Source organism: Pedobacter sp. (assembly GCF_035566355.1).
GTDB lineage: Bacteria > Bacteroidota > Bacteroidia > Sphingobacteriales > Sphingobacteriaceae > Pedobacter.
This window is the reverse complement of sequence record NZ_DATMRL010000538.1, coordinates 1-9,537: the sequence shown is the minus strand read 5'-3', so window position 1 is coordinate 9,537 and position 9,537 is coordinate 1. Positions and strand designations below refer to the sequence as shown.

9 protein-coding genes are annotated in these 9,537 nt (G+C 40.3%); 2 read left to right on the top strand and 7 right to left on the bottom strand.

The features are described 5' to 3' along the window. Both VNZ46_RS21155 and VNZ46_RS21150 read right to left on the bottom strand, forming a co-directional pair. Positions 1–243: class I SAM-dependent methyltransferase (locus tag VNZ46_RS21155; RefSeq protein WP_325562335.1), on the bottom strand; the 243-nt coding region annotated here is incomplete at its 3' end. Positions 244–323: 80 nt separating this feature from the next. After that, positions 324–908 carry a Crp/Fnr family transcriptional regulator gene (locus VNZ46_RS21150; RefSeq protein WP_325562333.1) on the bottom strand — a complete coding sequence of 195 codons (585 nt, stop codon included), beginning with the start codon at positions 906–908 and terminating at the stop codon, positions 324–326. Positions 909–1,068: 160 nt separating this feature from the next. On the opposite strand from VNZ46_RS21150, the gene VNZ46_RS21145 reads away from it, so the two are divergent. Continuing rightward, positions 1,069–1,770, top strand: a complete 702-nt coding sequence (locus tag VNZ46_RS21145; protein WP_325562331.1) for a DUF2071 domain-containing protein — start codon at positions 1,069–1,071, stop codon at positions 1,768–1,770. A gap of 42 nt (positions 1,771–1,812) precedes the next feature. Here the strand turns inward: VNZ46_RS21145 and VNZ46_RS21140 are convergent, their stop codons facing one another. From VNZ46_RS21140 to VNZ46_RS21130, 3 genes are all read right to left on the bottom strand, one after another. Next, positions 1,813–2,232, bottom strand: coding sequence for a VOC family protein (locus VNZ46_RS21140; RefSeq protein WP_325562329.1), 420 nt, complete (start codon positions 2,230–2,232; stop codon positions 1,813–1,815). A 115-nt stretch (positions 2,233–2,347) separates the two neighbouring features. Next, the gene (locus VNZ46_RS21135) at positions 2,348–3,472 is read right to left on the bottom strand and encodes an acyltransferase (RefSeq protein ID WP_325562327.1); all 1,125 of its coding nucleotides are present in this window, start codon (positions 3,470–3,472) and stop codon (positions 2,348–2,350) included. A gap of 86 nt (positions 3,473–3,558) precedes the next feature. After that, entirely contained in the window at positions 3,559–4,308 is a 750-nt protein-coding gene (locus tag VNZ46_RS21130) for a DeoR/GlpR family DNA-binding transcription regulator (protein ID WP_325562325.1), read from the bottom strand. Between the two features lie 169 nt (positions 4,309–4,477). Between VNZ46_RS21130 and VNZ46_RS21125 the strand changes: the two genes are divergently transcribed. Beyond that, complete coding sequence (locus VNZ46_RS21125; protein ID WP_325562323.1) at positions 4,478–5,653, top strand: MFS transporter; 1,176 nt, start codon at positions 4,478–4,480, stop codon at positions 5,651–5,653. 51 nt (positions 5,654–5,704) lie between these two features. Here the strand turns inward: VNZ46_RS21125 and VNZ46_RS21120 are convergent, their stop codons facing one another. Next, entirely contained in the window at positions 5,705–7,378 is a 1,674-nt protein-coding gene (locus VNZ46_RS21120) for a RagB/SusD family nutrient uptake outer membrane protein (protein ID WP_325562321.1), read from the bottom strand. 11 nt (positions 7,379–7,389) lie between these two features. Continuing rightward, positions 7,390–9,537, bottom strand: a 2,148-nt coding sequence (locus tag VNZ46_RS21115) for a SusC/RagA family TonB-linked outer membrane protein (RefSeq protein ID WP_325562319.1), incomplete at its 5' end; no start/stop codon positions are given.

Here is a 9,537-nt window from a genome sequence, read left to right as displayed (position 1 = left end):
TCCTTCTGTGCTCTGTTCAATGATTAAATCCTCAATAAACCGGCTGCGGGCGACAACAGAAGCGCGAAGACGTTTTGTAAATTTCATATCAGGCCTTTGTTGCCATTCATCGGTTGGGTCTATCAATTTCAGACCGATTTCATCTGCCAATATAGATGGCTTTGCATCAATTTGAACGTGTAGTGCCCTCCATAAAGCTGTTCGTACTGCACTGCTATCAGGATTGGGGTGATTTTTTTTCATTATTTCAGCTTTTAAATTGATTTGATATGTCAAAATTAATTGTTGCAAAAAATAATGCACTTGTCCTATGACAAGAAAAGCTAAGTGGTAGAAATTTCCTTTCGGATTCTACTTAATGAGGTATCGGTAATACCTAAATAAGATGCGATGTATTTTAAGGGAGATTGTTTAATAATTTGTGGTCTTTCTTTAATGAGGTTCAAGTATCTGTCCTTAGCATTGATTGTCAATACATTAATTGAGCGTTGTTTTAGAATAAAGATCTGGCTCGTGGCCCAGGTCCTACCCCATTCTCTAAATCCTTCGATGTTCTGAAGTAATTCTTGAAAGGTATCATATTCGATTTTCCAAACAATGGCATCTGTTATTGCTTGAAAATTTTCTTTTGATGGCATTCTTTGAAATAAAGAAAGAGATTCAATTAGTATTTCTTTTGGGCAATAAAATTCTGTAGTTGTTTCATTGCCATTATAATCATAGAGAAACGATCTGAACAAACCCTCTTCAATGATATAAAATTCTCTTGCGATTTTGCCTGTCTCTAAAAGCACTGATCCTTTCTGAAACTCTATTTTAGTATGTGCTTTACAGATTTCTTTATAATCTTCTTTTTTAAGAAGAGAATGATTATAAATCATTTCAAAAAAATCCAAGTCCTTTTCCATGGTTTGTTCTACTCCGACATTAATTACACAAATGTAACGCATAATTATCTACTATTGAGACTATCAAGAACAGAGGTAAACAGGTAATTTTGCTATATTTTATTTTGGTTGTTTTGTCCTTTTCGCTATGCCACAGATTAAATTGAATTCGCTTTAATATATGAAAATCCCAATTATACATGGTCATATAGACCGTCGAATCCTGATCAATTTTACTGCAGAGCCAACAGCTGTGGAGAAAATTATCCCCTTCCCATTCAGACCTATTGTCTATAAAGGAAAGGCTATTGTAGGAATTTGTCTCATCAGACTTAAGGACATAAGGCCCAAGGGCTTACCCGTATTTTCTGGAATAAACTCAGAAAATGGGGCGCACAGAATTGCAATTGAGTGGGATGAGAATGGTAAAACCAAAACTGGGGTTTATATTCCGCGCAGAGACACTTCTTTAAAATTCAACACACTTGTTGGAGGCAGGCTATTTCCTGGTAAACATTATTACGCGAAGTTTAATGTGAGTGAGGGAAATGGGAATTACCATATTGATTTTATAAGTTCAGATGGTACTGAAACGTTGATTGATGCTATTGAGACTAAAACATTTAGCACAAAATCTATTTTTGAGACTTTACAAGAGGCTTCTAATTTCTTTAAAAGTGGCGAACTTGGTTATTCCCCCAACAAAAATAAATTTGAGGGGCTTAGATTAAAGACCTATAACTGGGAAGTCAGGCCGCTAGACGTATTAAATGTAAAATCAAGTTTCTTCGAAAACGAAAAAGTTTTCCCTAAAGGCTCTCTTAGATTTGATAATGCCTTGCTAATGACAAATATTGAGCACGAGTGGAAAAAAGAGGTTTAAAAAGATAGAGGAGAATGGCTAGAGTCATTCCCCTCTATCTTTTTAAACTTCAAACCCCTTGCCTTCAAATTTTTTGATCGCTTCGGGCGAAACGGGCGTAAAGAAATTGACTAGGTTTCCATCTGGATCTCGAAACAAAAGAGATCGATTTCCCCAGGGCATTGTTGTTGGTTTTTGGACCACATAAGGTTGAAGAAAATCTACTAATCTTTCGTATTCCTTATCCACATCTGTAACTCTAAATTCAATGATCACTGTACGGTTCTGAGCTGCCTTTGCAACATCATCACCCCCAAAAAAATATAGAGTTCTGGTACTACCAATAGCTAAGGTTCCAAATGGAGTTTGAAGCTCTGCAAAGTCCTCCGTGTACTTTGTGAGTTGTGTTTCGGTTACATACTCGTAAAATGCAAATAAACGATTAATGTCTTCTGTAATAATTCTGATTGAAATAAGATTCATATTTTCTTTATTTTGTTAAAATGTCTCATAATTACCCTTTTGGGGCATTAAAAGAGTTTGTTGATATAAAGATAGAATGGCTTGATGACAACCTTATGTCAGTGGCAGTAACAGTTTATACATTTCCAAGCTTTTTTCGGAGCCATTTACGAATAGGCTCGTCATAAAACTTTAAGCTAAGATAGCCGATAAGCAAAGCTCCGATAAAGGTAAGGCAACCATAAATAATTTTCATTCCAGTATCCGCTTGAGGATGATTGCTCAGCCATGCAGAATATACATAGATCAGTGGAAAATGTGTGATATAGACCGGGTAAGAAATATCACCCATAAATTTGCATAAACTGGACTCGATTCCCTTAGACACTGTTCCACTTGCAGCGATATAAATAATAGCAGGAAAGATAAATATGATGGTAAGCGATTCGTAAAGGCCATTCATCCATCTGTGATCTTCTCCCCCAATACGTGGCATAAAAAGTACACAAGCTATCAATATTGAACTGATTAGGAAAGAACGCTTGATGTTCGAAACAACAATCATTCTCGAAAGCAAAAGTCCTCCAAAAAAGGGATACATTAGCCTGGTAAATCCGATTGTAAGCTGTTCACTATTCAACGTCCAGCCCCCCATCAAGTCTCCACTTTTGCTGCTCACGGCATAATAGACCAAATAACCACCTGAAACCATCACCAGAGCAGTCAAAGCCTTTTTTGAGAATTTCCTTATACCAACAGCATATAGGATATTCGCAACATATTCATAAAACAAGGACCAGCCAGGGCCATTAAGCGGATGCATTTCCTGCCATCCCCTGATATCCAGTGAAGGAGGAAGAGGGATCAAGGTAAAACCTACAAACATCGTTAACACAACTGCCCACAAGGGAACGGTGTGGAGCATAGGCCATTTTGGTGAATCCGCAAAATAAAATAGACAAGCACCTATAATCATACCCAAAACAACCATTGGCTGTAGTCGCTCCAGGCGACGCTTGAAAAAACCAGACAAAGTCATTCGGTCCCATCGGTCATCATAAGCATACCCAATTACAAAACCTGATAGTATGAAGAAAAAATCGACTGCCAGATATCCATGATTGATGAACTGATCAAGAGAACTGGTTGCATTCGGTTCAAAAATATGGAACCCGACAACAATAAGTGCTGCGATGCCGCGAAGCCCGTCGAGAATTGGATAATGTGGCTTTGATTTAAGGATGCTGTTATAATTTTTCATTCGTGCAATTATATGCAAATTTGCTTTTAATTGCAAAAAGAAATAATAATACAATAATGACTATGCCATAATCGGATAGTATAGAATTAAATAATCTTAAGATTCTTAAAGCGCAGTTCATCTAGTCTAGGATGATCGCTTGGAAGTTCAGTGACCAAAGTGTTAATTCTGTGAAGATCACAAACTACAAAAGGCTCACTGCTGCCTATTTTTTTGCTATTGCTAAGTACAGCCACCATTTTGGAACCTTTTAACATTGCTTTCTTTACAGCCCCATCCTCTCTTATTGCCGATGTTATACCGAAATCCTTTGATATTGCGCAAGTACCCATAAGATAAAGATCAACAACAAACTCCTCAGCCTCATCACATGTTCTGGCCCCCGTATTTGTTTGCGTATCCCTGTCATAATTCCCACCAAGTACAATGATCTCTATACTCCGGAACTGCGATAATAAAGGAACCAAGGCAATGTTATTTGTGATGACCCTCAACGAAGTGTTTGTTGGTAAACATTCTGCAACTGCACATATAGTGGTTCCTCCATCCATGAAAACGCTCATCCCGGTCTTCAGTAAAGACTGAACTTTCATTCCGATTATTTCCTTTTCTGTAGAGTGAATAACAGTGCGGTCCTGAAAGGAAAGCGGATTTTTATCTCGTGCAATAGCTCCCCCTCTTACTTTTGACAAAAGGCCATTCTCATGCAGATAGTCAATATCCCTGCGAATGGTATCCTCGGAAACTGACAGGTCAATAGACATCCCACTATAGGTCACCGTACCTGTATTCTTCAAACTGGAGATTATATGTTCGAACCTTTTTTCTCTGATCATTTCTCCACAAATATAATTCTTTCAGTCACTGCACGAAACCCAACATCATTAAAATACTCAGAATTAAATCACAACTACTAATTAATCTGATGACTTCAACAAACTGTTTTTTGACCTATATTATTTGCAATAATTTGCAATTTTTCAAATTATTGCATTGATTTGTAATATGAATCTTAATCAGACAGCTACTAAGGCCAAAAAGGCCACACAATATATATTCCTGGTTTGCGGATTTGCCCTCTCTAGCTGGGCCCCGATGGTACCCTTCGCAAAAGAAAGGTTGCATCTTAATGACCGGAACCTTGGGCTACTGTTACTGCTTTTAGGGGCTGGAGCAATCTCGATGATGCCTCTGAGCGGATATCTCTCTAAGCGTTATGGTACAAGATTGGTTATATTGATTTCCGGATTGGTCGCTGCCACCTTCCTTCCTATGTTGTTATTAATGCCAAGTCCCTGGATGATGGGAGCTGCGCTCTTTATTTTTGGAGGTGGAATCGGTGTCATTGATGTCGCAATGAATTCTCATGGAATCCATGTTCAGAACCAATATGGGCGCCCAATAATGTCATCTCTCCATGGCCTTTTTAGCGTAGGTGGCCTATGTGGTTCTTTGGGACTGGGATTGTTGATGAGAGCGGGACTCAACCCATTAACTGCCGCAATTTCAATATCGATCCTGCTTATTGCCATTTTACTATTAAAGTATAAGTCGCTGTTTTCTAAAAAGCAGGAAGATAATTTGCCTGAGAATAATACACACAAAGAACAGAAAACAAAGACCAGATCGGGATGGTTTAGTCCCAGTGTAATTTTTCTTGGAGCAGCATGTTTTGCTATATTTTTATCTGAAGGAGCAATGTTGGATTGGAGTGCCCTATTTTTAAAGGAGAGCAGAGGAATAGATGCCGAACTTGCCGGAGTTGGATACGCAGCTTTTTCAATTTCAATGGCAGCCATGCGGCTTTTGGGCGACCGTATCGTAGAGCGCTTTAGCGGGAAAACAGTAGTAGTTGCTGGCGGCCTTATTGCTGCGTTAGGGATTTTTATTGCTGTGGCAACCCCTTGGATCCCTACTACTCTCATGGGCTTTGTGCTCTTAGGAGTTGGCGCTGCAAACATAGTTCCTGTTTTTTTTAGCGAGGGTGGCAGACTTAAGGGAATACCCGCTTCAGCCGCCATTCCCGCAATAAGCACTATGGGCTACGCAGGCCAGCTCGCGGGGCCCGCACTTCTCGGATTTATTGCTTACCATTTTTCCCTGACTGCTGCGCTGACTTTCACTGGAACATTGCTTTTAAGTGTCGCTCTAACTTATGCATTCAGGAAACCTAATGTTTGAATCACCATAACCTTAGAAAGCCCCGAAAAAAATCGGGGCTTTCTGGGATGTTTAATTTGAATAACCTGGGTTTTGAACCAACTTTGTTCGATTAATTTCACTTTTTGGAATAGGTAACAGGTAATGTTGAGGCTTAAACACCCTGGTTTGTACCTGGCTGTAATTGTAACTCTTGCTGCCATCGGCTTTTTTGGTTATAATTACACCCATCAATGGTTTATTCTCTGTTACATCTGCGATCTTCCATCGGCGAACATCATAATAACGATGTCCTTCCAGACTTAACTCTACCTGTCTTTCATTCCGGATCTTATTTTCAAGTGCTGTACCCGTCAAACTATTTGGAAGTAGATTTTTGATGCCTGCTCTTTGCCTGATTAAATCAAGATACTGGATGGCCACACCATTATTTCCAAGCCGAAACTGGGCTTCTGCATAATTCAGATAGATTTCGCCTAAGCGGCTGACGATCCAAAATTTATTGGTTTGGGTTTCTTCATTAAAGTTATAAGTCGTATCACAATATTTTCTAAAGGTGTAGCGAGTTACGCTGTTGTTCCATTTATCCCAGCCTTGTGGTGAATCCAATCCGCCTTCATAAAACTCAGCTGCATTGGTACTTCCTACGCCGTATCTGTCCTGGCAAAATGCAGGCTGTCCGTATGGTCGTCCGTCATAAACAATATCCTGATAAAAGCGGGGATCACGGTTTACATATGGATGCTGTGGATCATAGCCCGAAGTTGGATCAGTAATGTCTTTTCCATCTGCCGTTCCATAGGCATCTACCAGATTTTGGCTGGGTGCAAACGAAGCCCATCCATGAAATCCGCTAGGTGATAAAAACATCTCTACCCCTTGGAATGCACTCCACATATACTGTTTATTGGTCAATCTCACCATAATCAATTCCGAATTTAGGGTGGTAAACAAATCGGCATAATTACCGGTAAACAGTTTAAATGCATTTAAATCAATCACCGCTTTTGCCGCGTCAGAAGCTTTTTTCCATTTCGCCATATCGTTCGTTGTATTCCATTGTGGACTGGCAGCATATAATAAGAGCGTGGATTTCAGTGCTAGTGCAGCCGCTTTTGTCGCCCTCCCTAAATTGGCCGAACTTTGTTGCAGAGGAAGAAGGCCTGCAGCTTTATCTAACTCATCAGAGATGAAGCTTGAACACTCCTCATAGGTATTCCGGCTCCTTTCAAAATTACTATTCAGGTCAAAAGGTTTTATAATCAATGGAACACCTCCGTAATCTTTTATCAATTTGAAATAAGCATAGGCTCTTAAATAAGTCACCTCACCTTTCAACCTGTCCCGCCGTGCTGCGTCACCAGGAACATTATCGATCTTGGATAAAAAGATATTGCAATTCTGAATCATACTATAAGTTGATCCCCAGATATCAAATACACCCAGGTTGTCGGGAGTAAGCGAACCGGAGTTCATCACCGAGGCATTATAATCATCAAATTTATTGAAAGCTTCATCACAAGCGGAAGATAACGCCCATGTCCTGTTGGTTGTATTGTCCCAGTTGTGTTCTGCATTGGGCAATACATTGTACAGGTTATTTGTAAAAGCCTCAGCAAGACTCAAATCGTTCCATACAGATTGATCCGTATAGGAATCAAGTGGTGTTTTGTCTAAGACATCCTTTTTGCAGGAAGTCATTATAACACATAGGATATAACAACAGATGAGTATTTTATTTTTCATATATGTCGTTTTTATAAGTTAACATTTAAACCGAACCTGATTATTCTTGTTTGTGGGTAGTTGATTCCTGTGATGTTGTTGGTTTCAGGATCTACACCATACTTTTTCATCCCGTCAAAAGAAAACAGATTGGTGGCTCCGGCAAATATTTTTACTGAACCAATACCATATTTTTCGAAAGTGCTTGCCGGCAAAGCGTAGGACAGCTCAACTGACTTCAAACGAAGAAATGCGGCATTCCTCAACCAAAAATCAGCGTATACAGCGTTTCGGGGATCGGTAGAATTAAAGGCCTTAGGATATTCTGCATTTGGATTGTCTGGGGTCCAGCGTCCATTGTACAGATAATATGGAGGTGCTACCAGAGAGCCCTGCGACTGTGGTAAAATCATCTGCTTGGCCATTGCTTGTCCCGACCAGACCAGGTTGAGCCCGATTCCTTTGTAATCTGCGCCCATCAAAACTCCAAACATGATCTTTGGTGTAGCAGATTCAGGGATCCTGACCATATCATCGCTGGTAATATTCCCATCTCCACTTTTATCCATGATCCAGAGATCTCCGGGTTTTGCGCCCGACATGTGCGGAGAATTGTCTACCTCGGCCTGTGTATGGTAAATTCCCTTTGTCTGGTACACTAACCAGGAGTCAATGGCATAGCCGGTCGATTTTTGCCAGGCAGGGATATTTGGTGATTCGTCACGGAAGATGATCTTACTCTTGGCGTAGGTAAAATTAGCCCCGAAATTATACTTGAAATTATTTTTCGTTTCATTGTAATTGATGGAAAAATCAACACCTCGGTTAAGGGATTTGCCAATATTTTCCGGTGGAAGCGACAAACCTGTATATTGCGGTACTGATGCATTACGTTGCGCCAGGATATCCCTCCTTAAAAAACGGAAAGCATCAAAACTAACGGTCAATTTATTGGACAGGAAAGCGGCATCAAATCCAATGTTCCTGGTGTCCTGTTTTTCCCATGTGATATTTGGGTTAGGCGTTGCAGAAAGGTACAGGTTCTTTGCTTCCGTGTAGTTCTCCCCAAAATAACTATAATTCTCAGGGTTCTGCACCAACTGATAGCGGGTTACATACAAATATTGCGCAACGGCATCATTACCCATCAATCCCCAAGAAGCACGAAATTTTAATTGGTCTACACCTCTAATATTATCTTTGAAGAAACCTTCTTCAGAAATCTTCCAGCCCAGAGATATAGCAGGGAATAAACCCCATCGTTTATCGGCCGGAAAGTTGAATGAACCATTGTAACGGAAAGAAGCCTCAGCAAAGTATTTATTGTTATAAGCATAAGCCGCTCTTCCCAAATAACTTTTACGGCCATCCTGGGAGGCTGAACCGGTTGCATTCTGTCCTACAGCACTTCCGGTGAATAGTTGATCCAATTGGTTACTCAACAAGTCTCTCCGGTAGGCATAGGTGTCATTCCAGTTGGTTGTTGTTTGCTCAACCCCGGCAAAAGCATTGATACTATGCTTACCGAATTGGTGGTCATAAGCCATTTTGATGAAATAGGTATTCTGATTGGTGAGCTGTGCATCCTGTGCCAGGCTTAAAATGCTGGTACTTGCCCTCTGATTGCTATAGGTCTTAGTTGTTGCGTCGTAAGTATAGGCATCCCAGGGTTGATGAAATGTCTTCTCCTCCACATATTTGTAATCAAAAGCAGCATAACCATTTAACGACAAACCCTCAACGACATAAGGTAGTTTCAGGTCAAATCCAAGCGTAGGGTTTACGGTGTAATAATTGGTGTGGTCATATCCCGCTAAAGAAGAGGTCATTATAGCTGGGTTTCTACCATTTGAAACACCGGCATTTGCAGCGCCATTTGGCCAGTACACAGGTAAGAAGGGATACATGCTCACTGCTTCATGTAAAGTTTGACTCAAAGACATCACCGGGTTATTCTTATTTTCCTTTCTGGCTGCGATGTCGAGATTAACTTTCAAATTCCGTGAAATCGTTGCATCAATATTCGATCGGATGTTGAATTGCTTAAACCGCTGGTCGCTATTTCTCAGATTACTCTGCTGATCGAGTGTCTGTGCGGAAAAATAATATTTCACCTGTTCGCCACCGCCTGAGACAGAAAGCGAGTGACTATTCATTGGCGCATTTTTTCTGAATACGGC

Bases quoted from the DNA above. Each gene is read 5' to 3' on its own strand.
- VNZ46_RS21150 (WP_325562333.1), bottom strand. From the start codon at position 908: ATGGAAAAGGACTTGGATTTTTTTGAAATGATTTATAATCATTCTCTT.
- VNZ46_RS21145 (WP_325562331.1), top strand. From the start codon at position 1,069: ATGAAAATCCCAATTATACATGGTCATATAGACCGTCGAATCCTGATC.
- VNZ46_RS21140 (WP_325562329.1), bottom strand. From the start codon at position 2,232: ATGAATCTTATTTCAATCAGAATTATTACAGAAGACATTAATCGTTTA.
- VNZ46_RS21135 (WP_325562327.1), bottom strand. From the start codon at position 3,472: ATGAAAAATTATAACAGCATCCTTAAATCAAAGCCACATTATCCAATT.
- VNZ46_RS21130 (WP_325562325.1), bottom strand. From the start codon at position 4,308: ATGATCAGAGAAAAAAGGTTCGAACATATAATCTCCAGTTTGAAGAAT.
- VNZ46_RS21125 (WP_325562323.1), top strand. From the start codon at position 4,478: ATGAATCTTAATCAGACAGCTACTAAGGCCAAAAAGGCCACACAATAT.
- VNZ46_RS21120 (WP_325562321.1), bottom strand. From the start codon at position 7,378: ATGAAAAATAAAATACTCATCTGTTGTTATATCCTATGTGTTATAATG.